The organism is Pseudomonas persica (assembly GCF_900291015.1).
Classification (GTDB): Bacteria; Pseudomonadota; Gammaproteobacteria; order Pseudomonadales; family Pseudomonadaceae; genus Aquipseudomonas.
In genome coordinates, this window is record NZ_OLKL01000028.1 from 1 (window position 1) to 24,455 (window position 24,455).

The 24,455-nt window shown below is 62.3% G+C and carries 25 protein-coding genes; 16 read left to right on the forward strand and 9 right to left on the reverse strand.

The features are described 5' to 3' along the window. Nucleotides 1-146 precede the first annotated feature (146 nt). Nucleotides 147-1,022 (reverse strand): universal stress protein, encoded by an 876-nt coding sequence (locus tag FQ664_RS13590; RefSeq protein ID WP_144172454.1) that lies wholly within the window; start codon nt 1,020-1,022, stop codon nt 147-149. A gap of 314 nt (nt 1,023-1,336) precedes the next feature. Between FQ664_RS13590 and FQ664_RS13595 the strand changes: the two genes are divergently transcribed. After that, nucleotides 1,337-1,570, forward strand: a complete 234-nt coding sequence (locus FQ664_RS13595) for a hypothetical protein (protein ID WP_144172457.1) — start codon at nt 1,337-1,339, stop codon at nt 1,568-1,570. 22 nt (nt 1,571-1,592) lie between these two features. On the opposite strand, the gene FQ664_RS13600 is transcribed toward FQ664_RS13595, so the two are convergent. After that, on the reverse strand, nt 1,593-1,970 hold the full coding sequence (locus FQ664_RS13600) for a termination factor Rho (protein ID WP_144172460.1): 378 nt from the start codon (nt 1,968-1,970) through the stop codon (nt 1,593-1,595). A gap of 288 nt (nt 1,971-2,258) precedes the next feature. Between FQ664_RS13600 and pstS the strand changes: the two genes are divergently transcribed. The 11 genes from pstS to FQ664_RS13655 all read left to right on the forward strand — a co-directional run bounded on the left by pstS (nt 2,259) and on the right by FQ664_RS13655 (nt 12,674). Then, nucleotides 2,259-3,290 carry a phosphate ABC transporter substrate-binding protein PstS gene (gene pstS, locus FQ664_RS13605; protein WP_144172464.1) on the forward strand — a complete coding sequence of 344 codons (1,032 nt, stop codon included), beginning with the start codon at nt 2,259-2,261 and terminating at the stop codon, nt 3,288-3,290. A 72-nt stretch (nt 3,291-3,362) separates the two neighbouring features. Beyond that, complete coding sequence (pstC, locus tag FQ664_RS13610) at nt 3,363-4,328, forward strand: phosphate ABC transporter permease subunit PstC (protein ID WP_144172467.1); 966 nt, start codon at nt 3,363-3,365, stop codon at nt 4,326-4,328. Continuing rightward, entirely contained in the window at nt 4,328-5,221 is an 894-nt protein-coding gene (gene pstA / locus FQ664_RS13615; RefSeq protein ID WP_144172470.1) for a phosphate ABC transporter permease PstA, read from the forward strand. Before pstC ends, pstA begins: the two co-directional genes overlap by 1 nt. A 75-nt stretch (nt 5,222-5,296) precedes the next feature. Then, nucleotides 5,297-6,058 (forward strand): phosphate ABC transporter ATP-binding protein PstB, encoded by a 762-nt coding sequence (gene pstB, locus FQ664_RS13620; protein WP_031324478.1) that lies wholly within the window; start codon nt 5,297-5,299, stop codon nt 6,056-6,058. Nucleotides 6,059-6,151: 93 nt separating this feature from the next. Then, a complete protein-coding gene (locus tag FQ664_RS13625; RefSeq protein WP_144172473.1) occupies nt 6,152-6,850 on the forward strand; it encodes a hypothetical protein in 699 nt (232 codons plus the stop codon). After that, a complete protein-coding gene (locus tag FQ664_RS13630; protein ID WP_144172475.1) occupies nt 6,850-7,449 on the forward strand; it encodes a hypothetical protein in 600 nt (199 codons plus the stop codon). The genes FQ664_RS13625 and FQ664_RS13630 overlap by 1 nt, the downstream gene beginning before the upstream one ends. Before the next feature lie 227 nt (nt 7,450-7,676). Continuing rightward, on the forward strand, nt 7,677-8,231 hold the full coding sequence (locus tag FQ664_RS13635) for a helix-turn-helix domain-containing protein (protein ID WP_144172478.1): 555 nt from the start codon (nt 7,677-7,679) through the stop codon (nt 8,229-8,231). Nucleotides 8,232-8,258: 27 nt separating this feature from the next. Beyond that, complete coding sequence (locus tag FQ664_RS13640; protein ID WP_144172481.1) at nt 8,259-9,605, forward strand: glutamine synthetase family protein; 1,347 nt, start codon at nt 8,259-8,261, stop codon at nt 9,603-9,605. A gap of 84 nt (nt 9,606-9,689) precedes the next feature. Continuing rightward, nucleotides 9,690-10,463 carry a gamma-glutamyl-gamma-aminobutyrate hydrolase family protein gene (locus FQ664_RS13645; RefSeq protein ID WP_144172484.1) on the forward strand — a complete coding sequence of 258 codons (774 nt, stop codon included), beginning with the start codon at nt 9,690-9,692 and terminating at the stop codon, nt 10,461-10,463. 70 nt (nt 10,464-10,533) lie between these two features. After that, complete coding sequence (locus tag FQ664_RS13650) at nt 10,534-11,892, forward strand: aspartate aminotransferase family protein (protein ID WP_144172487.1); 1,359 nt, start codon at nt 10,534-10,536, stop codon at nt 11,890-11,892. A gap of 227 nt (nt 11,893-12,119) precedes the next feature. Further along, complete coding sequence (locus tag FQ664_RS13655; protein ID WP_063913578.1) at nt 12,120-12,674, forward strand: helix-turn-helix domain-containing protein; 555 nt, start codon at nt 12,120-12,122, stop codon at nt 12,672-12,674. Between the two features lie 22 nt (nt 12,675-12,696). On the opposite strand, the gene FQ664_RS13660 is transcribed toward FQ664_RS13655, so the two are convergent. Beyond that, nucleotides 12,697-13,593, reverse strand: a complete 897-nt coding sequence (locus FQ664_RS13660; RefSeq protein ID WP_144172490.1) for a LysR family transcriptional regulator — start codon at nt 13,591-13,593, stop codon at nt 12,697-12,699. A 127-nt stretch (nt 13,594-13,720) separates the two neighbouring features. Between FQ664_RS13660 and FQ664_RS13665 the strand changes: the two genes are divergently transcribed. The 4 genes from FQ664_RS13665 to FQ664_RS13680 all read left to right on the forward strand — a co-directional run bounded on the left by FQ664_RS13665 (nt 13,721) and on the right by FQ664_RS13680 (nt 18,780). Next, complete coding sequence (locus FQ664_RS13665; protein WP_256675947.1) at nt 13,721-14,161, forward strand: DUF6196 family protein; 441 nt, start codon at nt 13,721-13,723, stop codon at nt 14,159-14,161. A gap of 240 nt (nt 14,162-14,401) precedes the next feature. Next, nucleotides 14,402-15,586, forward strand: coding sequence for a porin (locus tag FQ664_RS13670; RefSeq protein ID WP_144172495.1), 1,185 nt, complete (start codon nt 14,402-14,404; stop codon nt 15,584-15,586). 166 nt (nt 15,587-15,752) lie between these two features. Beyond that, the gene (gene nosP, locus FQ664_RS13675) at nt 15,753-16,916 is read left to right on the forward strand and encodes a nitric oxide-sensing protein NosP (RefSeq protein ID WP_144172498.1); all 1,164 of its coding nucleotides are present in this window, start codon (nt 15,753-15,755) and stop codon (nt 16,914-16,916) included. Continuing rightward, complete coding sequence (locus FQ664_RS13680; RefSeq protein ID WP_144172500.1) at nt 16,885-18,780, forward strand: PAS domain-containing hybrid sensor histidine kinase/response regulator; 1,896 nt, start codon at nt 16,885-16,887, stop codon at nt 18,778-18,780. Before nosP ends, FQ664_RS13680 begins: the two co-directional genes overlap by 32 nt. Before the next feature lie 156 nt (nt 18,781-18,936). Here the strand turns inward: FQ664_RS13680 and FQ664_RS13690 are convergent, their stop codons facing one another. From FQ664_RS13690 to FQ664_RS13715, 6 genes are all read right to left on the reverse strand, one after another. Next, nucleotides 18,937-19,602, reverse strand: a complete 666-nt coding sequence (locus FQ664_RS13690) for a response regulator transcription factor (RefSeq protein ID WP_063913564.1) — start codon at nt 19,600-19,602, stop codon at nt 18,937-18,939. A 58-nt stretch (nt 19,603-19,660) separates the two neighbouring features. Beyond that, the gene (locus FQ664_RS13695) at nt 19,661-20,221 is read right to left on the reverse strand and encodes a PQQ-dependent catabolism-associated CXXCW motif protein (RefSeq protein ID WP_144172506.1); all 561 of its coding nucleotides are present in this window, start codon (nt 20,219-20,221) and stop codon (nt 19,661-19,663) included. 441 nt (nt 20,222-20,662) lie between these two features. Next, complete coding sequence (locus FQ664_RS13700) at nt 20,663-21,454, reverse strand: ABC transporter permease (protein WP_144172509.1); 792 nt, start codon at nt 21,452-21,454, stop codon at nt 20,663-20,665. Continuing rightward, nucleotides 21,451-22,191 (reverse strand): ABC transporter ATP-binding protein, encoded by a 741-nt coding sequence (locus FQ664_RS13705; RefSeq protein ID WP_144172512.1) that lies wholly within the window; start codon nt 22,189-22,191, stop codon nt 21,451-21,453. Before FQ664_RS13705 ends, FQ664_RS13700 begins: the two co-directional genes overlap by 4 nt. Then, entirely contained in the window at nt 22,188-23,177 is a 990-nt protein-coding gene (locus FQ664_RS13710) for a YVTN family beta-propeller repeat protein (RefSeq protein WP_144172516.1), read from the reverse strand. The genes FQ664_RS13705 and FQ664_RS13710 overlap by 4 nt, the downstream gene beginning before the upstream one ends. A gap of 32 nt (nt 23,178-23,209) precedes the next feature. Next, complete coding sequence (locus FQ664_RS13715; RefSeq protein ID WP_144172518.1) at nt 23,210-24,403, reverse strand: ABC transporter substrate-binding protein; 1,194 nt, start codon at nt 24,401-24,403, stop codon at nt 23,210-23,212. Nucleotides 24,404-24,455 lie beyond the last annotated feature (52 nt).

The window sequence follows — 24,455 nt, forward strand, 5'->3', positions numbered from 1 at the left end:
GCTCTGAACAGTCAGAATCGGGCATTTAGTCCCACCACCCCTTCAAGTCTAACCATACAAGCGGGTTTACCCGCGAAGCAGGCGCCACGGTGGATGGCACGGGCTTCGGGGGAGGGCGCCTAAGCGTCCTCCCCAGCATATGGACCCTATGGCGACACCAGCACATCACACTGGGATTCGTTCAGCACATGCTTGGTGACGCTGCCTATCAGCAGTTCTTCAAGCGCGCTTTCCCCTTGCTTGCCGACCACAATCAGGTCGCATTCCAGCGCTTGTTCCTGCTCGGCAATCTGCCAGGCAGGGTCACCGTGCACCACGATTTGCCGAGCATCGGCCACTCCGGCGATTTCGCTCAAGGCCGCAAGTTGCTTCACCGCATCCTTGCGGATGACATTGCGATAGTGCGTCAGGGTGTCGTGATCGATGTGGATGAAGCGCATGCTGCCTTCGAACGGCGCCTCGTACACATGCAGCAAAATGATCTCGGCCTGTGGGGCAATGGCTTTTGCCAGTTCGATGGCGCGCAGTGACGAAGACGAAAAATCAACCGCAACCAGCACGGTGCGGTACGCATCGCGAGGTGCCTGCTTGACCACCAGCAAAGGGCAGGGCATGCGGTTCAGCATTTTCTGCACAGTGGAGCCCGGCAGCAGGCGCCGCGCCACGCTCTGGCCCTTTGCCCCACACACCAGCAGGTCGCTGCGTTTATCCTGCACCTCGCGGGTGATCTCCGTGGTCACCGAGCCGTGCGCGACCTGCACGCCAGCGGCGATGTCATGGCGCTGGAACAGCATTGCAGCCAGTGCGCGAATTTTCTCGCCAGCGGTATCCAGCACGCGCTTCAGTAGATCGTCACCAGGTGCCACCAGCTGCTTCAGGCGTTCGAAGGGGGCCGGGTTGGCAACGTATAGCAGGTCCAGTGATGCCTGTTGCGCCTTGCTCAGCTGTGCAGCGCGCTCTGCCGCGTTGCGGGCAGAGGTGGACAGGTCGGTGGCTACCAGTACGTGGTTCAGCGGGCTCATGTGGGACTCCTTATCCAAAGCCGCGCACAGTGATCAAGGGCGATGACCTTTGAGCACAATGCGCAGGGCGATTGTCGATTCGTGCCTTGCTGGCAGCCATCGTCGCGCGAACCCGGCCCGGCGGCTTGACGTGCATCAATGGAGTGAGGAACCGATCCCGAGCTGACCACTTCTGCGAACCCTCGCACATAGGCCTGGCGTAGCGGATGGCGCAGTGCCCGGTAGCCGGGCTGCAGGGTGTTGGGATTGTTTGCATGAGTCAGCTTGATGCTTTCCCGTAGCAGTACTAATACTAAGAGACTGCCGGGAGGGGGATGATCATGCAGACGCGCTTCGTTGTGGTTCCCGCTGTGCCGCTCAAGAAAGAGATTTACCCTCGCAGTCTTGGCTTTCCCGCGACGTTAGGGGAGGGTTATGACCTCTATGACACACAAGAAAAGCTGCGCCTGACTCTCAACTACCCGACGCGTGCCGAAGCGGAATTCGTATGTGCGTACCGCAACAGTTGCAGAGATGCTGACACGGCGGATATCGCCGGGAATGGTTGATGGGCCGTGCTCGGCGCTTGCGTCATGCGTGCGCGAGCGCTGCCACCAATTGTGCCTTGGTCATGGTGGAGCGCCCCTTGATGTCTTTGCTGCGCGCTTGTTTCATCAGGCTTTGCTTGCTCCGGGTTTCCAGCGAGCTGCCCGATGGGCGGGAAAGACCCTGGCGTGACTTTGCCGCGCGTTTGGCGGAGTCCGAACGGGCAGTTTTCTTCTCGCTGGAAGATGTGGTTTTACCCGAGCCTCCTTTTTTCTCACCACCCCCGGACTGTTTGTTGACGGTGGCCCAGGCACGCGCTTCGGCCTGGTCTTTCGGCACGCCATTGTGCTCGTAGCTTTCCTCGATATGGTCGGCCTTGCGCTTTTGCTTGTCGGTGTACTTGTCCTTGTCGCCGCGTGGCATGGGATTCACTCCTGGCTGGTTTGCATGAGCGGTTGAATGCCGGGGCAACGTCAGAGTGCCCGCTAATCGACGAGCGGTGTCATGAAGCCAGTTGTCCACTGAAACAGTCATTCAATCGACACATTGAGGCCTTAGGGTTGCGACAGCAGTCGCTGCAGGGTTCCAGCCCTCGATGCTGCCGTGATGGCACTCCCGCACGGCTCTACCGTGCGGCCTGCCATTCATCGGTCACAAAGCTGTAACATTGCTGTTGCAAAGTGTGCCGGCCATCACACGGAGCGCTTTTCGATGATACGCCTGATGAAGTCTGCTGCACTCGCCGTTGCCGTTTCTCTTTGCGCCACCTCGGCATCCTTTGCCGCAGAGAACGTCCGCCTGACCGGTTCCGGCGCCAGTTTCCCTGCACCGATCTACCTGACCTGGTTCAAGGCCTTCAGCAAGGAAACCGACGGTGTCACCGTTGACTACCAGTCCAAGGGAAGCGGGGCGGGTGTTCAGGACTTTCTGAATAAAACCGTCGACTTCGCCGCCAGCGACTCGGCAATGAAAGCTGAAGAAATCGCCAAGGTCGGCGAGGGCGTGCAGTTGCTGCCGATGACCGCCGGCGAAATCGTCCTGGCCTACAACCTGCCGGGCAACCCAAAAGGGCTGAAGCTGCCGCGCGATGTGTACTCCAACATCTTCCTCGGCAAGATCACCCAGTGGAACGACCCGCAGATCGTCGCGGCCAACCCTGAGCTGAAACTGCCAGCCACTCCGATCACCGTGGTCGTGCGTGCCGACTCCAGCGGTACCACTGCGGTATTCACCAAGCACCTGTCGGCCATCAACGCTGACTTCAAGCAGGCGCTGGGTGAAGGCAACACGGTCAACTGGCCGGCCAGCGACAAGTTCATCAAGTCGCCGAAGAACGATGGCGTAACCGCCACCGTCCGCCAGACCCCAGGCGCCATCGGCTACATCGAATACGGCTTCGCCAAGCTGGCCAAGGTCGACTTCGCCCAGCTGCAGAACAAGGCCGGCCAATACGTCGTGCCGAACGCCGAGAGCGGTGCCGAGGCGCTGGCGGCGGTGAACATGCCAGAGAACCTGGTGGCCTGGCTGCCTGACCCGGACGGTGCCAAGTCTTACCCGATCACCTCCTACACCTGGATGATCTTCCGCAAGGACAACGGTAACCCGGCCAAGGCCAAGGCCATGCGCGAAATGGTCGAATACAGCCTGACCGAAGGCCAGAAGATCGCCGACTCGATGGGCTACATCCCGCTGCCACCGTCGGTTGTCGAACATGTACGCAAAGCGTCCGCCAACATCCAGTAACACGTCCAGGCGCTCCCGGTGTGGTCTTGCGGCCATACCGGGCGTGTTTGCCCTCTGTCCCGGAACCTGCCAATGAACACTCCTTTTGCCATCCCGGCTAACCCCGACTCCGCGTGCCAGCCACCGTCTGCGAAAGACTTCCTGGTTGATCGCACCTTCCGTGCGCTTGCACGCATCGGTGTAGTGCTGGTCCTGGCGCTGGTCTTCGCGCTGGTCTACGAAGTGGGCCGCAAGGCATTGCCAGGCATCGAGAAGCACGGTTTTGACGTGCTGTTCGGCAGCGTCTGGGACATCAACCAAGGCAAATACGGTATTCTGCCAGCGATCTGGGGCACGCTTTACAGCGCCCTGATCGCCCTGTTGATCGCCGGTTTCTTCGGCGTCAGCATGGCCATTTTCCTGACCCAGGACTTCCTCCCGGCCAGGCTGGCGGCGGTGTTCCGCACCATCGTCGAGCTGCTCGCTGCCATCCCCAGCGTGGTTTACGGCCTGTGGGGGATCTATGTGGTCATCCCGGCCATTCGCCCGCTGACCACCTGGCTGAACAGCGAGCTGGGCTGGATTCCCTTTTTTGGCACTTCCCTGAGCGGGCCCGGGCTGCTGCCGGCTGCGCTGGTGCTGGCGATCATGATTCTGCCGACCATCGCCGCCGTTTCGCAGGATGCGCTGACCAGCGTGCCGATGAAAACCAAGCAGGCCGCCTACGGCCTGGGTGCCACCCACTGGGAAGCCATCCTCAAGGTAATGGTGCCATCGGCAGCCACCGGCATCTTCGGTTCGCTGGTGCTCGGCCTGGGCCGTGCGCTGGGTGAAACCATGGCGCTGGCGATGCTGGTGGGCAATGCCAACAACATTTCCCTGTCCTTGTTCGCCCCGGCCAACACGCTGGCGGCCTTGCTGGCCCTGAACTTCCCGGAGGCCGGTCCGAACGAGGTCGAGGTGCTGATGTACGCCGCACTGGTACTGATGTTCATCACCCTGCTGGTGAACGTACTCGGCTCGATGATCATGCTTTACGCCCAGCGGGGTAACAAATAATGACTAACCTCACCACCCCTGCAAACGCGTTGCCCAGCCTGCAGCGCAAGCTGGAAGGCCGTTCCCTGCGCAGCCTGGTATTGACCACGCTGGCATGGTTGGCGGCACTGGTGGCCAGCGTGCCGCTGATTTCCGTGCTGTACATGCTGATCACCCGCGGCGGTGCACGCCTCAACCTGGAGGTGTTCACCGAGCTGCCACCCACCGGCTTCGAGATGGGCGGGGGCTTTGGCAACGCCATGGCCGGTACCTTCGTCATGGTCGGTATTGCCGCGGCCATCGCCGTACCGGTCGGTATCCTGGCCGCGGTGTTCCTCGCTGAACTCGGCCCGGACAGCAAGCTGGCCAACGCCGCGCGCTTCGCCGCCAAGATGCTCACCGGCTTGCCGTCGATCCTGGCCGGCGTATTCGCCTACGCCCTGGTGGTGATGACCACCGGCACCTACTCTGCGCCGGCAGGCGGTGTGGCCTTGGCAGTGCTGATGCTGCCCATCGTCGTGCTGACCGCTGAAGAGTCGATGAAGATGGTGCCCAAGATCATGAAGGATGCCGCCTACGGCATGGGCTGCACCCGTGCCCAGGTGATCTGGAAAATCGTCCTGCCCACCGGCCTGCCGGCCATCCTGACCGGCGTCATGCTGGCCGTGGCCCGCGCCGCCGGCGAGACCGCGCCGCTGTTGTTCACCGCGCTGTTCAGCAACTACTGGATCCTGCATGACGGCGACCTCGCGGTCATGAACCCGACGGCCTCGCTTGCCGTACTGATCTACAACTTCTCCGGCATGCCATTCGACAACCAGCTCGAGCTCGCCTGGGCGGCCTCGCTGGTACTGGTGATGATCGTGCTGGTAATCAACATTTTGAGCCGAGTATTCGGCAAGCCCAAGTATTGAGAAAGGGAGCATCCGAACTTGAACGTATCCACTGCGCCAAAAGCCGCTCCCGTGGTCAGCGAAGCCCCCATCGTCATGGACTGCAAGCTGGACAAGATTTTCTACGGCAATTTCATGGCCGTTCGCGACAGCCATGTGCCGATCAGGAAAAACGAGATCACCGGTTTCATCGGGCCGTCCGGCTGCGGCAAGAGTACCGTGCTGCGTAGCCTGAACCGCATGAACGACCTGGTGAAGGGCTTCCGCTTCGAAGGCCATGTGCACTTCCTGGGCCAGGACGTCTACGGCAAGGGCGTCGACCCTGTGGTGGTGCGCCGCTACATCGGCATGGTGTTCCAGCAGCCCAACCCGTTCTCGATGAGCATCTTCGACAATGTCGCCTTCGGCCTGCGCCTGAACCGCTACAAGGGCGACATCGGCGACCGCGTCAAGCACGCGCTGCAGGGCGCCGCGCTGTGGGACGAAGTGAAGGACAAGCTCAAGGTCAGCGGCCTGGCCCTGTCTGGCGGCCAGCAGCAGCGTCTGTGTATCGCCCGCGCCATCGCCACCGAGCCGGAAGTGCTGCTGCTGGACGAACCCTGCTCGGCACTCGACCCGATTGCCACCCGCCGGGTGGAGGAACTGATGGTCGAGTTGAAGAAGGACTACACCATCGCCCTGGTGACCCACAACATGCAGCAGGCGATTCGTGTGGCCGACACCACCGCGTTCTTCTCGGTCGACATCTCCAAGGGCACCCGCACCGGCTACCTGGTCGAGATGGGCCCGACCACGCAGATTTTCCAGAACCCGCGTGAGCAACTGACCGCTGACTACATCAGCGGCAAGTTCAGCTGAGGCCGTACGTGTCAAGGTGGCCGGGTGTTGCTGTCAGGAAGGTTGCAACACCCGACCGCATTACCTTCCGTCAAGTGTTACCAGGGATTTCCAATGCGAGCGACGTGTCGTCTTGATCTGGCAGCGGTAGAGCACGCACTACGTGAGGTGCAAGGCCGCTTTGCCGAACTCAGCCAGCACTTCACCGAACCGCGTGACCCGTTTACCGACGAGGTGCTGCTGAATGTGGTTGAAGGCTATGCCCTGATTGACGACTATGTCGCCCGGGGCGTCGACCTTTTCGACCTTCAGCAACTGAACCTGATGCTGGAGATCAATGCCACCGTACTGTGCGGCAGCGACCCGACGCGCAGGTTGGAGTTTGCCCCGCACCTGGCGGCGACCGAGGCGCACTTTTTCAATAATGTGGAGGGTGGCATCAAGGACCTCTACAACTGGTATTGCTCGTATGGCAGCGACTCGATCTGGAAACGCGCGGCGGGTGTCTACGTTCGAATTCTCAGCAAGCCGCAACTGTTCATCGAAGGCAACAACCGCACGGGCTCGCTCATAGTCAGCTACTTGCTGATGCGCGCGGGGCTACCACCATTCGTGCTGTCGCTGGACAACGCCGAGGGTTACTTCAACCCGTCCTCGGTCATACGCAACTCCGCCAAGCATGGTGTCAAGGCCTTGTACGAACTACCCAAGATCAAGAAGAAGTACGCAGCCTTCCTCGAAGCGAAGGCGCCCGAGCCGGGCAAGTTCTTCCTCAGCGGCACGCCTGTGCCTGCGCGCGAGAGGTGCCGCTGATGCCAAGGCCTTCACTGCTCCAGCGCGGGCGGCAAGCCATCGAGCGCACGTTCAATCGCCCGCAGGTACGCATTTCGTTCGATATCGATGACACGCTGGCCTGCCAGGCCGACCACGCCGCCGCCGAGGACAGCAAGCTGCCGGCGTTCGTCCACCGCTGGTTGGGTGAACCCCTGCGCAGTGGCACGCGCTCGCTGATCCGCGACCTGCGCCGCCAGGGCTGCAGCATCTGGATCTACACCTCGTCCGGGCGCACGCCGTCCTACATCCGCCGTTGGCTGATGCTCTACGGCATCCGTGTCGATGGCGTGGTCAACAGTGACCGGCACCAGCATATCCTGGCCGTGAACGGGCTTGAGAATGCGCCCTCGAAGTTGCCATCGGCCTTCGATATCGACTTGCATGTCGATGACTCCGACGGTGTGCGGCTGGAAGGCGTCGACCACGGTTTTCGCGTGGTGGTGGTGTGCCCGAAGGATCAGAACTGGGCGCAGAAGGTGATGGATGCGGCGGTCGACGTCCAGGCACAACTGGCTTGGCAGCAACCGCACCGCTATGAAATGCCGATGCGACAGCGTTCGCAAGCCCTCGCGTCCTGAGAGGGCTTCAGGGTACTGTTTTCGTACTACCTCTTCACAATTCATCCTTCATCTCTACCTATTGACGTTCAGAAGCCAGCGTTGGAAACGCCTGGCGTCTGTCGTCTCCCTGTGCCCCCAAACCTCTGTTCCCTGTTTCACATTTCCTGATTCGGCTTGACTCGTGAAATTTTTCATGTATTTTTTCATGAAAAATAACTCTAAAAATTTCACGGCAGTCCGAATCGATGAAGATGCACGAAGAGGTTGAAGCCCTCGCGATCCTTATTCACGACCTGCGCAAATTCAAGAACCTGACCCTGGGCGAGCTGGCCGAGCGCATCAATCGCTCGGTCGGCTTCCTGTCCCAGGTCGAGCGCGGTGTTTCGCGTCCTACCGTGGCAGACCTCACTGCCATCAGTGAAGCGCTCGGTGTATCGACTGCGTACTTCTACAACCTGAGCAAGCCCCGCAGCATCAGCTGGGTCACGCGCCCTCACGAGCGACGCACGCTGTACCTCGAGTCGGGCATCACCGATGTGCTGGCTTCGCCCAGCATCGCCGGTGCGTTCTCCATGCTCGACAGCCACCTCGAGCCAGGCGCCAGCAGTGGCGAGCTGTACCTGACTGACCGTTCCGAGCAGGGCTGCTTCGTGCTCGAAGGCGAACTCACGGTATGGCTGGACCACGGCGATGCCGTGACCCTGCAGGCCAACGACTGCTTCCAGCTGCACCCCCACGCGCAGTTCCGTTACGCCAACCTGACGGGAAAAACCACCCGCGTGCTCTGGGTCTTCAACTGAATTCGTTCACCTCACAAGGACAAGAAGATGAGTGTCATCTTTCCGGATCTGCTGACTGAAGTGCGTTCGTTCCGAGCGGAACACCCGACAATACGCTATGTCGACCTGATTGCGCTGGATATCCCCGGGCACTTCTACGGCAAGCGCTACCCGATGGACATGCTGGAAAAAGTCGCAGCCGGCACGCCGCTGAAATTGCCGCAGAACTGCGTGCTGCTGGGCACCCAAGGTGGCCTCTACCCAATCGGTGACTACTGCTTCGCCGACGGCGACCCGGATGCCGCCCGCCGCCTGGTGCCGGGTACCCTCAAGCCGGTGCGCTGGGAAAAGGAAGTGATCGCGCAGATGCTCATCACCTCCGACGGCACTGCCAAGCCTATCGAGTTCGAGCCCCGTGAAGTGCTGGCCCGGGTGGTACAGCGCCTGGCCAGGCGCGGTATCCGTCCGGTGGTGGCCTTCGAACTGGAGTTCTACCTGTTCGACCGCAAACTCGATAACGGTCTGCCACAGTACCCGCGCGACACGGCGACCGACGACCAGGACGACCAGCCGAACATGCACATCGAGCGGCTGTCGCGCTTCGCACCGGTGCTGCACGAGATGGTCGATGGCGCCAACGAGCAGGGCGTGCCGGCAAACGTCATCACCGCGGAGCTGGGCCCAGGCCAGTTCGAGATCAATTTCTCGCACAGCGACGATGCGATGAGCGCGGCGGACTGGTCGGCGCTGTTCTGCCGCAGTACCCGCGGTATCGCGATGAAACACGGCTACCGAGCCAGCTTCATGAGCAAGCCGTACCTCGACGCGCCGGGCAGCGGCATGCATGTGCACGTCAGCCTGTACGACAACGCCGGCAACAACATCCTGGCCAGCGATGACCAGCGCAAGCTGCGCCATGCGGTGGCAGGGTGCCTGGAGTTGCTGCCCCACTGCATGCCGATCTTCGCCCCCAACCACAATGCCTACCGCCGGTACGGCGCCATGGTCAACGCGGCGAGCAAGGCCAGCTGGGGCTTCGAGGATCGTGATGCGTGTATTCGCATCCCCGAGTCCGACCCGCGCAACCTGCGCATCGAACACCGCCTCGCCGGTGCCGATGCCAACCCGTACCTGGTGTTGGCGGCCATCCTGACCGGGATGGAGCATGGCCTGGATCGTGGTGTCGAGCCCATCGCCCCGCTGAACGACAACCGCCAGAGCGGCATCGACTTCCCCAAGGATGCCTGCAGTGCCCTGGCCGCCATGCGTCACCACCCGGTGGTCAACGAGGGCCTGGGCAGTGAGTTCGTGATGGTCTATTGCGAAAACAAATACCAGGAGCAACTGGATTTCATGCACCACATCGATGCCCGCGAATACCGCTGGTTCCTGTAGGTGCCGAGCTTCGAACAGCGCCGCTACCCCCTCTCTTTCTAGCGTTTCAATACAACGCGCAATATGGATTTGCCGGAGGAAGATATGCCACGTGTGCCCGTTATCGGCATTACCGCATGCACCAGCATGATCGAGCTGCATGCAACCCAGACCATCAGCGAGAAGTACGCGCGCGCGGCGGCCAAGGCAGCGTGTGGGTTGCCCATCGTGATACCCAGCCTCGCCGACCTGATGGACAGCGCCGATATTCTCGACGTGGTGGATGGGCTGATCTTCACCGGTTCGCCGTCCAACATCGAACCATTCCACTACAACGGCCCGGCCAGTGCAGCGGGTACCCATCACGACCCGCTGCGTGATGCCAGCACATTGCCGCTGATGCGGGCGGCCATCGCCGCCGGCGTGCCGGTGCTCGGCATCTGCCGTGGCTTTCAGGAAATGAACGTGGCGCTGGGCGGCACCCTGCACCAGAAGGTTCACGAGACAGGCGTGTTCATGGACCACCGCGAAAGCAAGGGTGAGCCCATCGAAAAGCAATATGGCCCGCGTCACGCCCTGCATATAGAGCCAGGCGGCATGCTCGAGCGCATGGGTTTGCCGGCGATCATCGAGGTCAATTCCATCCACGGCCAGGGTATCGATGTACTGGCCCCCGGGCTGAGGGTGGAGGCGCGGGCCCCCGATGGCCTGGTGGAAGCGATTTCGCTCGAGAACAGCGAGGGTTTTGCCCTGGCTGTGCAATGGCACCCCGAGTACCAGGTCATGGACAACCCGCATTACCTGACCATCTTCCAGTCCTTTGGCAAGGCCTGCCGGCATCGCTCGGTACTGCGCCAGATGCTGTTGAAGTGCGCCTGAACAGCGACCGTTGCCAATTACAAAAAAGTACCCGCGCAGCACGGCTGCGCAACTTGATGGAGTGAAGTCAATGAGTGAACAGCATTCGCAGACCCTTGCCTGGCAAGCGATGAGCCGCGACCACCACCTGGCGCCGTTCAGCGATGTCAGGCAACTGGCCGAGAAAGGCCCGCGCATCATCACCTCGGCCAAGGGCGTGTACCTCTGGGACAGCGAAGGCCAGAAGATTCTCGATGGCATGGCAGGCCTGTGGTGTGTGGCGGTGGGCTATGGCCGCGATGAGCTGGCCGACGTTGCCAGCCGGCAGATGAAGCAGTTGCCGTACTACAACCTGTTCTTCCAGACCGCGCACCCGCCGGCGCTGGAACTGGCCAAGGCGATCGCTGATGTGGCCCCGCCAGGCATGACCCATGTGTTCTTCACCGGCTCCGGCTCCGAAGGCAACGACACCGTGCTGCGCATGGTCCGCCATTACTGGGCGCTCAAGGGGCAGAAGAACAAGAAGGTCATCATTGGCCGCATCAACGGCTACCACGGCTCCACCGTGGCCGGCGCGGGCCTGGGCGGCATGAGCGGCATGCACCAGCAGGGTGGGCTGATCCCGGATATCGTGCACATCCCGCAGCCGTACTGGTATGGCGAAGGCGGCGACATGACCGAGGCCGATTTCGGCGTGTGGGCGGCCGAGCAGTTGGAGAAGAAGATCCTCGAAGTCGGTGTGGACAACGTCGCCGCCTTCATCGCCGAACCGATCCAGGGCGCAGGTGGGGTGATCATTCCGCCGCAGACCTACTGGCCGAAGGTGAAGGAGATCCTGGCCAGGTACGACATCCTGTTCGTCGCCGACGAAGTGATCTGCGGCTTCGGCCGTACCGGTGAGTGGTTCGGCAGCGACTACTACGACCTCAAGCCCGACCTGATGACCATCGCCAAGGGCCTTACCTCCGGCTATATCCCCATGGGCGGTGTGATCGTGCGTGATGAAGTGGCCAAAGTCATCAGCGAAGGCGGGGACTTCAACCACGGTTTCACCTATTCCGGCCACCCGGTGGCGGCTGCGGTGGGCCTGGAGAACCTGCGGATCTTGCGTGACGAACAGATCATCGAGCAGGTGCACGACAAGACCGCTCCTTACCTGCAACAACGCCTGCGCGAGCTGGCCGACCACCCACTGGTAGGCGAAGTGCGCGGCCTGGGCATGCTCGGCGCGATCGAGCTGGTGAAAGACAAGGCCACCCGCACCCGTTACGAAGGCAAAGGTGTCGGCATGATCTGTCGCCAGCACTGCTTCGCCAACGGCCTGATCATGCGCGCCGTGGGCGACACCATGATCATTGCGCCGCCGCTGGTGATCAGCATCGAGGAGATCGACGAACTGCTGGAAAAAGCCCGCAAGTGCCTGGACCTGACGTACGAGGCTATCCGGTAAGGGGGGCTGCTGTGCAGCCCATCGCCGGCAAGCCAGCTCCCACCTCGACCGCATCGACTTCAAGTCATGCACAGTACCTGTGGGAGCTGGCTTGCCGGCGATGGGCCGCAAGGCGGCCCCGGGTTGCGCTGCCGGTTCCCGCAATTGTTTGAAGAATCTTGCTTTGCGAGATGAATCATGTACTTTTCAGGGCAATCATTTTCCCGTCCGAAAGTCGCGATTCAACTATGAAAGTGCACGAAGAGATAGAAGGCCTGGCCGTACTGATTCGCGACCTGCGCAAGTTCAAGGGCCTGACACTGGGCGAACTGGCCCAGCGCATCGGCCGTTCGGTGGGCTTTCTGTCCCAGGTCGAACGAGGCGTGTCACGCCCGACCGTGGCCGACCTCACGGCTATCAGCGAAGAGCTCGGCGTCTCCACGGCCTATTTCTACAAGCTGGACAAGCCCCGCGAGCTCGACTGGGTCACCCGTCCGCACGAGCGTCGTACCCTCCACCTGGCCGGTGGCATCACCGATGTGCTGGCATCCCCGACGATAACGGGCGCGTTCTCCATGCTCGACAGCCATCTGGAGCCGGGGGCCAGCAGTGGCGAGGAGTATCTGGACGACAGCTCGGAGCAGGGCTGCTTCGTGCTCGAAGGCGAACTGACCGTCTGGCTGGATGGCGGCGAGCCGGTAACGCTGCGCGCCAGTGACAGTTTTCAGCTGCAACCCCACGCCAGTTTTCGTTACGCCAACCTCACTGACAAGCCCACCCGCGTGCTCTGGGTGTTCAGCTGAGGTTCGCGCGAACTTGCGGCGATCAACCCAGGCTCTGGATGACCTCATCCACGAAGTGTCGGAGCTTTGCTGAAGGGCGACGGTCGGCGGGGTAGATCAGGTTGGCCGGGTAGATGGGGCCTTCGAAGTCCTCGAAAAGTACGACCAATTCACCCCGTTGCACGTAGGGCATCAGCACGTCCTCGACGCAAAGCGTAATACCGAAGCCCGACAATGCGGCGTTCACCTTGGCCATGGTGTTGTTTACTTTCAGCCGGCTCGCAATGGGGACCGTGAACGTCTGCAGGTCTTTAGTGAATTGCCAGCGCTTGTCGGTCATTCGATCGGAAAACAGGTAGCCCAGACAGTCATGGTCCACGAGCTGCTCGGGATGGAGCGGAACCCCTTTGCGCGCGAGATAAGCAGGGGACGCGCAGGCAAACATCCTGAAAGGCTTCAAGCCGCGTTGAACCAGAGCCGCACTGTCGGCCAGTTGCGGTTTCCCCAGCCGGAAGACGACTTCGTAACCTTCTTCCACGACATTCACGAACCTGTCCGTCAACTCCAACTCGATTTCCGTTTCGGGGTAACGCGTCAGGTATTGGGTGAGGAACGGGATCAGTCGATGAGAACCATAATTGTACGGCGCGCTGATCCTTATTTTTCCTCGCGGTATCGAGTTCGCTGCCAAGGCCAGGGCATCTGCGTCCTCAACGTCGCTCAGAATGGCCTTGCAGCGTGAGTAATATTGCCTCCCCACGGCGGTCAAGCTTTGCCGGCGAGTGGTTCGCGTGATCAATTTGAGGCCCAGCTCAGATTCCAGATTGCCGACCTGTTTGGCGATCAATTGCGGGGTCACGCCCAACAAGGCAGCGGCTGCGGAAAAGGAGTCTGATTCGGCTGCCGCCACGAACGCTGCCATGCTTTTCAGCTTGTCCATATCTACAACCTTTAGTTGCCAATGTTATTGGATCTTGTGCATTTATCTTCAGGATCTTGCTGTTCATCATGCCTCGGGTCAATCACAGCAGGCGCGTTGCGCTTCGTAGAGCGGAGATTATGAATTGGTGAACATATCGCATGAAACGGCAGCGGATACCGAGCGCAGACTGCTGCAGGTGACCTCCCAGGCGCGCGTCCGGTTCTTTCCTGGCACCTATGCATTTTTGGAGTTTCCCTTGTCAGCGTTTCCTGGTGCGGCCTATCCCGAGGCGCTGGCGCTGGTACGAGACGACAAGGTCTGGAGTCAACTGGTCCCTTGCGACGACATCGAACGAGAACTGTTCGGGGTCTTCCGCTTCCATTTCCCTGAAAACGTCGACAACAGCGGGTTCGTGGGCTGGTTGGCGATGCGTCTGAAGCGGTTGTTTGGAACGGGCGTTTTCGTCACCTGCGGCCAGAACAGCGATGACGGCGGGATATTCGACTATTGGGGCGTCCCGGCCAGCCTTGCTCCGGGTGTCTTCGCAGAGATCCAGGCCTTGGTTCATTCAGTTGCAAGGCACTGAACGCTAGCCTGGGATGAGCGAATCGGGGCCCGCGGTAGCCTGCCGTATTCATCCCTGGCCTGCTCCTGTGGGTTACGCCCGAAGTGTTGCATCCGGACGTAACCCGGTCCTGGGCCGGAATCATCACGCCCTGCGCGTCGGCCCAAAGCACCTGCCAGCCCCCTCCAAGGCAGCGTTTCTGGCTGTTTGCCCGCTTCTGATAATCGCCTCCGACATCCCGTCCCCGTTTCGGAGCGCGCCATGTACAACAATAAGAATCTGTGCCCACGTTTGCTTGCGGCTGCTGCCGTCAGCCTGTCGACCTTTTGCCTGAGCGGCGTCGCCCAGGCCGAGATCATGCTGTACGACAAGGACCAGACGACTTTCTCCACCGACGGCTACATCAACGCCTTTTACGTGAACAGCGATGTCGATCGCGAAGGCGAGCAGTTCGACCGCCGCCAGTCGCGGGTGAAGATGGGCTTTCTGCCCAACTACCTGGGCTTCAACATGGGCAAGCAGGTGGATGACCTGAAGCTCGGCGCACGCGCCTCGTTCTGGGTAACCATCAACGACAGCGAAACCAACGGCACCGACACCGCCATCGACGTGCGCCAGTTCTACGGTACCGTGGCCAACCCCGAGTGGGGCGAGGTACTGATCGGTAAGGACTTCGGGCTGTTTGCCCGTTCCAACATCCTGCTCGACGAACTGCTGGCCGGCTACGGCCAGGTCAGTGACACCCTGGGGCTGGTGGACGGCGGCGGTGTATCGTTCGGCAATATCGGTAGCGGCTACCCGTACCCGTTCCCCACATCGCAGATCACCTACCGCACGCCGGTGATGGACGGCCTGCGGGTGGCGGTGGGCATCATGGACCCGGTGGACACCAACGACAGCAGCCCGACCGGCAAGGCCTACCAGGAAAACCCGCGCACCGAGAGCGAGATCACCTACCAGTTCGACCTGGCCGGGGCGCAGATCTACAGCTGGCTCAACGGCAGCTACCAGACCTCCGACAACACCGACCCGACGGTGCAGTCGGTCACCTCCAAGGGCGTTGGCTATGGCGTACAGGCGAAGATGGGCGGGCTGTCGCTGACCGGCTCGGGGTTCCAGGCCAAGGGCATCAACCCGTTCTTCACCAACAACGCTGGTGAACCGACCTTGCGCAATGTCGACAGCGATGGCTACCTGCTGCAGGGCTCCTACAAGGTCGGCAAGAACCGCGTGGCGCTGTCCTATGGCAAGACCAAGGACGATGGCAACGGCGCGGTGGGCAGTGGTGCGGATTATGAAACCCGTGGCGTGGCGCTGTTCCATGACGTCAACGACAACCTCAAGCTGGTTGCCGAGTACAACCAGTTCTCCATCGACGGCCATGAAACCAGTGACCAGAACGAAGACACCGATACCTTTGCGGTGGGGGCGGTATTGACCTGGTAGGCCCTCGGCTTCGACTCAAGATTGCCGGGGCCGCTGCGCGGCCCCGGCAATCTTCAGTGAAAGCAATTACAACCATGGAACCGCCCACCCGCTACCCAAGTAGCATTCGTCCCCGGTACCCACCTTCGTACACTGAACCCTCAGCCACCCCGCGCCGGAGACCACCATGCAGCAGGCTCACAACGACGGTGTGGTCAGCGCCATGTCGCAGGCAACCGATGCCCGGCAGGCAGCCCAGGAGCTGGCGGCGCAGTTGCTGCACCCACACTTGGGCTTCGTGCTGTTCTTCTGCTCCGCCGAATACGACCTGCAGGCCTTGGGCGAAGCCCTGGAGCAGGGTTTTGGTGGCATCCGCCTGGTCGGTTGCACCAGCGCCGGCGAAATCACTCCGCTGGGCTACGGCCGCAATTGCATAACGGCGGTTGGGTTCGATCATCGGCACTTTTCCATCGCCACCGAGCTGATCGATGAAATGGAGCGCTACAGCCTGATCGACGCCCAGCAGATGGTCGAGCGCCTGGTCAGCACCTGCCGCAGCAACACCCTGGCGCCGATCAAGGGCCACAGCTTTGCCCTGACCCTGTTCGACGGCTTGTCCAGCCGCGAGGAGATGGTCCTTGCCGCCCTCAGTGCGGCCCTGGGCGACATCCCGCATTTCGGTGGTTCGGCCGGCGACGACAACTACCTGACCCGTACCCATGTGTATTTCGGCGGCGCGTTCCACCACAGTGCGGCAGTGGTGGTGCTGGTCAATACCTGGCTCGACTTCGAAGTGTTCACCACCCACCACATCCTGCCGCGCCAGGAAAAGCTGGTGGTCACCGGTGCCGACAGTGGCCAACGCCGGGTCTTCGAACTGAATGCCGAGCCTGCTGCCGAGGAGTACGCCCGGCACATCGGCGTGTCGGTGGCCGAGCTCGACCACCGGGTATTCGCCGCCCATCCGCTGGCCGTGCGCATCCACGACCAGTATTACGTGCGGGCGATCCAGCAGGTGCACCCGGACTTGAGCCTGAGTTTCTACTGCGCAGTGGAAAACGGCATCGTGCTTACCGCCATGACCCCGGGCCCGTTGTTGCCGAACCTGCAGCAGTTGTTCGACGGCTTGCAGCAGCGCCTCGGCCCGCTGCTGCTGACCATCGGTTGCGATTGCTTCCTGCGGCGGCTGGAACTGCAAGCCCATCACGGCCTGGAACTGATCGGTGCGTTCCTGCGCGAGCAGCGGGTGATCGGCTTCAACACCTACGGAGAACAGTTCAATGGCATGCACATCAACCAGACCTTCACCGGGGTCGCCATTGCCCGCAACCGCCCCCCTGTCGGTCGCTGAACTGCAGGCCGAGGTCGCCCGGCTGCAGCAGCAGAACCACAAGCTGCAGCGCATCAACGGTGCGCTGATCGAACGCATCGAGTCCGGCGTAACGCGTGGCAACGACCCTTACGCCGCGTTCCAGCATTCGGTGGTGCTGGCCGAACAGGTGCGTGAGCGCACCGAAGCGCTGAACCAGGCCATGGCCGAGCTCAAGGCCGTCAACCACCTGCTCAGCGAGGCCCGGCAGCGGGCCGAGACTGCCCACCAGCACCAGATTCGCCTGATCACCGACCATGTGCCGGCGCTGATCGCCTACCTGAATGCCGACCTGGTCTACGAATTCACCAACAAGGTCTATGAAGAATGGTACTGCTGGCCTCGCGGCGTGATGCTGGGCCAGAGCCTGCGCGAGGCCCACAGCGAGCAGCATTACCAGCGCCTGGAGGCCTACGTGGCGCGGGCGCTGGCGGGGGAGAGCGTAACCTTCGAGTTTGCCGAGACCAACATCAACGGCCAGGAACGCTACATGCTGCGCTCCTACGTGCCGAACCGCCTGGCCAATGGTGACGTGGTGGGCATCTTCGTGTTGATCCGCGACATCACCGAACGGCGCAATACCGCGCAGGCGCTGCACCAGGCCTATCAACACCTGGAGCAACGGGTACGCGAGCGCACTGCCGAGCTGACCAGCCTCAACGAGCAGCTGCTGCGCGAAATCGAGGAGCGCAGCCGGGTGGAATCGCGCCTGCGCGAGGCCAAGCGCGAGGCCGAGCAGGCCAACCTGTCGAAAACCAAATTCCTTGCCGCCGTCAGCCATGACCTGCTGCAACCGCTGAACGCGGCGCGGCTGTTCACCAGTGCTTTGCTCGAATGTCGCGAGCCGCAAAACAGTGCTCACCTGGTGCGTAATGTCAGCAACTCCCTGGAGGATGTGGAGAGCCTGCTAGGTACCCTGGTGGACATTTCCAAGCTCGATGCCGGGGTAATCAAGGCCGATGTCGCTCCGTTCGCCCTACGCGAACTGATGGACAACCTCGCTGCCGAATATGCCCAGGTGGCGCGCAGCGAAGGGCTTGAGCTGCATTTCGTGGGTTGTTCTGCCGTGGTGCGTAGCGACATCCAGCTGCTGGCGCGGATCCTGCGCAATCTGCTCAGCAATGCCATTCGCTACACCCCCAGTGGCCGCGTGGTGCTGGGTTGCCGGCGCCAGCGTGGCGGCCTGCGGATCGAAGTGTGGGACAGCGGGATCGGCATTGCCGAAGAGCACCTGGAAGAAATGTTCCAGGAGTTCAGGCGCGGCGATGTGCAGCGCCCGGATCAGGACCGTGGCTTGGGCCTGGGCCTGGCGATCGTGGAAAAGATCGCCGGCATCCTCGGCCACCGGATTCGGGTGCGGTCATGGCTTGGCAAGGGCTCGGTATTCGCGGTCGAAGTGCCGCTGAGCACCACCGCGCCCAAGGCCCAGCCGAGCCTGGCGATCAGCGAGCCGATGCTCGAACGCCTGCGCGGGGCGCGGGTGTGGGTGCTGGATAACGATGCGGCGATTTGCGCCGGCATGCGTACCCTGTTGGAGGGTTGGGGCTGCCAGGTGGTCACCGCGCTGTCGGAGGAGGACCTGGCGCGCCAGGTGGACAACTACCATGCCGACGCCGACCTGCTGATCGCCGATTACCACCTGGACAACGACTGCAATGGCGTCGATGCCGTGGCGCGGATCAATGCCCGCCGCGCCCAGCCGCTACCGGCGATGATGATCACCGCCAACTACAGCAACGAACTCAAGCAACAGATCCGCGAGCTGGGCCACACCCTGATGCACAAGCCGGTGCGGCCGATGAAGCTGAAGGCGGCGATGAGCCATTTGCTGGGCAGCCAGGGCTAGCCGTGGTGCCAGACAGTCAGCGGTATTGGGGCTGCTGCGCAGCCCATCGCCGGCAAGCCAGCTCCCACAGGTACAGCGCAGGACTCGAGAGTTGCCCGGTCCCTGTGGGAGCTGGCTTGCCGGCGATGGGCCGCAAGGCGGCCCCAAATAGCGGTATCAACGGCGCAGGTAATCACCGAAATCGATATCACCGGCACTGAGGATGGCCTGCACCCGGTTGTGCACGTTGAGTTTGCGCAGGATTGCCGAAACGTGGGCCTTGACCGTGGTTTCGGCGATATCCAGGGTGTAGGCGATCTGCTTGTTCGACTCGCCCTTGGTCATGCGCTCGAGCACCAGCAACTGCTTGCGGGTCAGGGCCTGGAGCATCTCCGGCGGGAAGCTCGGGGCATCGCTCAGGCGCCGGCTGGTGCTGCTTTTCTGGGCGCGGATGATGTCGGGCGGCAGGTAGACATTGCCGTTGAGGATCTGCTCGATCGCTTCGATCATCTGTGAGCGTGGCGAGGACTTGGTGATGAAACCCACCGCACCATAGGTGATGGCCTGCAGCACGATCTGTTTTTCCTGCTCGGCCGAAACGATCACCACCGGCGTGGTCGGTGCCTCGTTGCGCAGGGTGATCAGGCCATTGAGGCCGTGCATACCGGGCATGTTCAGGTCGAGCAGGATCAGGTCGAGGTCGTCGTGCTCGTGGGTCAGCGCCAGGGCACTGTCCAGGTCGGCAGTTTCCATGACTTCGCTGCCTTGGAAACCATCGCTGATAACGTTGTGGATGGCTTCGCGAAACAGGGGGTGATCGTCGGCAATCAGAATTTTGTACATGGCCTTTTCACCTCGTTTTTATTGGATGGAGCGGGGCACGCGTTCGCAGGCAGTGAATTCAGGGGAAGGGTTCCGGCTGCGCCGGCTGCAGTGGCAGGTTGGCCTGCTGCCAGGCGTCCAGGCCGTCGCGATACCAATACAGATTCTTATAGCCCAAGGCTTTCGCGCGTTTTACCGCGTTCCAGCTTAACCAGCAATCGGACCGGCAGTAAAAGACCAGCGGTTGCTCCATGCGCCCGGCGCTGGCTTGTTGCAGGTTGCGCACGAAGTAGTCGTGCCACGCCGGGCTCAGCTCGCCGTCGCCGGTGTTGGCCAGCCAACGGCTGCCGGGGATGTTGGTGTGGGGTTCATCTTCGATGAAACGGCCTTGCAGCCATTGGCGGCGATAGACGTCGATCAGCACCGGCTTTGGGGCGTGCCCCAGCAGGTTTTGCAGCATGGCGGTGTCGATGACCTGACCACCTTCGACCTGCTGTGGGGTCGGGCTGCGGTAGAGGGTGGTGCGATAGCCCTCGGCGGAAAACAGCGGTGTGCTGTCGGCCTGGGCGATGCCCAGCGTCAGGCTCAGCGAAAGCGCCGCCAGCAATGGGCGTGGCAGCCGGGGCAGGGCACGTGGCATGGGGTCTGTCCTTTTTGTTATAGGCCCATTACATGCCAGTGGTGGTGCATTGTGAATGCGACGATCAGACAGCAAAGGCAGTACTAAAGTAGTAGATGGCTGAACGGCGCCTCTGGCCTGATCCTGCTCAATATCTGAATGCGTGCGCGATCCCTGTGGGAGATGGCCCAGCCCTTTGGGCTGCGCTGTCGCATAGAGAACTGAATTCGCAAGCGGTCCGTGCATCCTGNGCTGCGCCGGTGTTCGCGGCTAAAGCCGCTCCCACAGGGGCCCTGCTAATTCAACGAGTTATGTGCAGTTCTATGAGAGCGGGTTTACCCGCGAACACCGGCGTAGCCGGTGCCATGCACCGCGTCGCCTTCTTCGCGGGTGAACCCGCTCCCACACGGACCATGTTCATTCAACGGGTTCGGCGAAAGGTCCGGGGGAGACAGCCGCCACTCAGCGCGGCTTGCGCAGCGCCGCATGCTGGGGGTTGAAGGTGAGGATTGCCAGCAGGCTGAACAGCACGGTCAGCCCCAGGCATACCGCCAGCGCCAACAGGTTCAGGCGTTCATACAAGGCAAAGCGCACCAGTTCCACGGCATGGGTGAACGGGTTCACCGCGCACAGCCAATACAGCCACTGGCTGGCCTCGCGCATCTTCCACAACGGGTACAGCGCCGAGGACAGGAAGAACAGCGGGAAAATCACGAAATTCATCACCCCGGCAAAGTTCTCCAGCTGGCGAATCGCGTTCGACAGCAACAGCCCCAGGGCACTGAGCATCAGCGCCACCAGCAACAACGCCGGCAGCGCCAGCAGCAAGCCCGTGGCCGGTGGCTGCACGCCATACACCCAGGCGATGGCGAGGAAGGCGTACACCTGCAGCAGGGAAATCAACGAGGTCGCCAGCAGCTTGCTGCCGAGCAGGAATGGCCGCGGCAACGGGCTGGTCAGCAGTACGCGCATGCTACCCATCTCCCGGTCATAGACCATCGACAGCGAGCCCTGCATGCCATTGAACAGCAGGATCATGCAGGCAAGGCCCGGAATGATGTACACCTCGTAGGGGATGTAGGTGTCGTAGGGCTCGATGATCGCGATACCCAGGGCCGCGCGAAAGCCGGCGGCGAACACCAGCAGCCACAGCAACGGCCGCACCAGGGCGCTGAGGAAGCGTGTGCGCTGCAAGACGAAACGCAGGCATTCGCGCAGGAGAATGCCGTTGAAGCACTGCCAGTAAGCGTTCATCGGGCATTGACTCCTGAGGGGGCGCTGGTCAGGCGGGCAAAGGCATGGTCGAGGTCACCGCCGTGCTCCAGGCTCAGGGCATCGGCCGTGCCGCTGGCTACCAGGCGCCCCTGGTGCAGAATCAGCAGGTCATCGCTGGGCTGCACTTCGTCCAGCAAATGGGTGGTCCACAGCACACTGAGGCGCTGCTCGCGGCACAGCAGCCGCAGATGCTGGTTGAGCGCCAGGCGGCTGGCCGGGTCAAGGCCGACGCTGGCCTCGTCGAGCAATAGCAAACGCGGTTCATGCAGCAGCGCGCGGGCAATTTCCACCCGGCGCCGATGGCCGATGTTCAGCGCCCGGACTGGCTCCCGCCGACGTTCATCGAGGCCCTGGCGGGCCAGTTCGGCATCGACCCGAAGAGTGCCCTGGCGCCGCGACAGGCCATGTAGCGAAGCGTGGTAGCGCAAGTTCTGCTCCACGCTCAGGTCGAGGTCCAGGGTGCTTTGCTGGAACACCACGCCCAGCTGGCGCAAGGCCGGGCGCGCCGCGTTGCGCAGCGAGCAGCCGCACACGCGGATATCGCCATGCTGCAGGTCGTACAGCCGGGTGAGCAGGGCGATCAGGGTCGACTTGCCGGCGCCATTGGGACCCAGCAAGGCAGCGAAGCGCCCCGGCGCCAGGCTGAAACCGACCTGCCTGAGCGCCTCGCGCTGGCCATAGGCAAAGCTCACGTCACTGACTTCGAGGGTATTCATGGCGTCACCACTACGCCCCAGGGGTAGCGGCCGACCTTCACCGACTTGAGCACCTTGAGGTTTTTTGCATCGATCACCGAAACGTCGCCGCTGACCCCGTTGGTGGCCAGCAACTGGCTCTGGTCCGGGGTGAACGCCAGTTGCCAGACCCGCCGGCCCACCAGCAGGTAGTCGAGTACCTCGTAGGTCTTGGCATCGACCACTGCCACATGGTTGGCCGGGCCCAGGGCAACGAACGCGTACTTGCCATCGGCGCTGAGCTTGATGCCCACCGGCTGGACCTTGTCCGGGTGCACGCCCTTGATCTGGAAGTTCAGGGTTCTCAGTACCTGGCGGGTGGCCACGTCGAGGATAGTCACCGTGCCGCCGATTTCCGCCGAGGCCCACAGCTGCGAGCCGTCCTGGCTGAATTCGACGAAACGTGGCCGCTGGTCCACCGGGGTGCTTTGCGCCAGGGTCTGGGTGCTGGTGTCGATCCAGTGCAGCATGTTGGTGGTTTCGCTGGTGTTGACCGCCCATTTGCCATCCGGGCTCACCGCCATGCCTTCTGGCTCGATGCCGACGTCGATCTGCCCGAGCACCTTGTCGGTCTGGGTATCGATCACCGTCACCAGCGCGTCGTCCTCGTTGGACACGTACAGCCAGCGGTCGTTGGGGTGCAGGGCGAACTGCTCGGGGTCCTTGCCGGAGGGCAGCTCCTTGATGATCTTGCGGGTGGCCACGTCCATCACCTGCACCCGGTCCGAGTCGCTGGCACAGATGTACAGCAGCGTGTTGTCGTGGGACAGCAGCAGGCCGCGCGGGCGCTGGCCCACCGGCAGGGTCTCGGTGACTTGCAGGGTGTGCATGTCGATCAGGCTGAGGCTGTTGTCCTTCTCGTTCGACACCCAGGCAGTGGCGGCCACGGCGTGCCCGCTGGCAAGTGCCAGGGCGCCCGACAACAGGCTAGGGTAAAGCAGTGCCCGGTAAAAAGGGGAGCGACGCATGGCGAAATCCTTTTTTTGTTGTGGTTATCGGGTCAGGGGTAGCCGCAGGTCACTTCGGGCTTGTCGTAGCCCAGGCTGTCCATTTCGTTGAACGGGTGCAGGAAGCCTTCCTGCGGCGAGGTGCTGACCAGGGCCCGCGGCTGCACCAGCGGGATCGGTTGGCGCAGTTCGCCGTTCCACGGGCGGTAGCTGAGCTTGCGGCCCTTGAAACCGTCCAGCGGCAACTGCTCGCTGAGCAACAGTTGCTGCAGGGCACGGGGCTCGGCCTGGCGCAGTTTGCTCACCGCGCTGGCGACGCTGCGCACGGCCATCCAGGCGGCGAAGTCGCGGTCGTTCATCCAGCGGTCGGCCTGGGCTTCAAAGCGCTTTTGCAACTGCGCCGCACCGAAGGTTTCCACGGTCTTGTGCCAGCCGGTGGGCGTCAGGCCCTGGGTGCCAGCCACCGGGCGCGGGTACCAGGTCTGGTAGGGCAGGTACTCGCCGAAGTCGCCGCGCTCGTCGGCTACCAGCACCACGTCGTACTCGACGGTTTGCGTGAACAGCGGCATGTCGGCCTGGGCGCTGCGGCGTTGGTCGTTGTCGAATGTCCAGGCTTTCTCGGCAACCAGCTGCATGCCGAAGCGTTTCATGGAGCGGCGTAGGGCCGCCGCGTAGGCCCGGTCGTCGTCGGTCGGGCCGACGATCAACAGCGCCCGCTGCCATTTGCGCAGCACCAGGAACTGCGCCAGGGCATCGGCCAGCATGGCGCGGCTGGGCAGGCTGTGCAGCACATTGCCCAGGCATTGGCTACTGCGCAGGCTGTCGTCCGGGCTGCCGGCGTTGAACAGCAGGCTGTCGGGCAGGGCGGCAGACAGCGCGCGCAGGCTGGCGGCGGGGGCATTCACCACGAACAGCCGCAGGCCTTGGTCATGCTGGGCCTTGGCGGCTTGCAGCAGGGCTTCGGGGCTGTCGACACTGGCCTTGGCCAGTTGGAATTCCTGCTTGAGAAAGCGCCCGGTGCTGTTGCTGTCGACAATTGCCAGTTCGGCGCCCTGCAGCCCGGCATCGGCGGGCTCGGGGATGATGTTGGACAGTAGCGGGCCGGGGTCGGGGCGATAGCCGAGATAGCCGATGCGCACCTGCAACGGTTCAGTGGCCTGGGCCTGCGCGGCGGGTGCCGGGGGTGCAGGCAGCGTCGCGGCCAGGGCCAGCAGGCAGGTCAGGGCAAGGTGGGCAGGCTGGCGCATAAAGCAACTCCACGGCAGATGGCGCCAGCATAGGAAGCCCGTCGGGACGGGG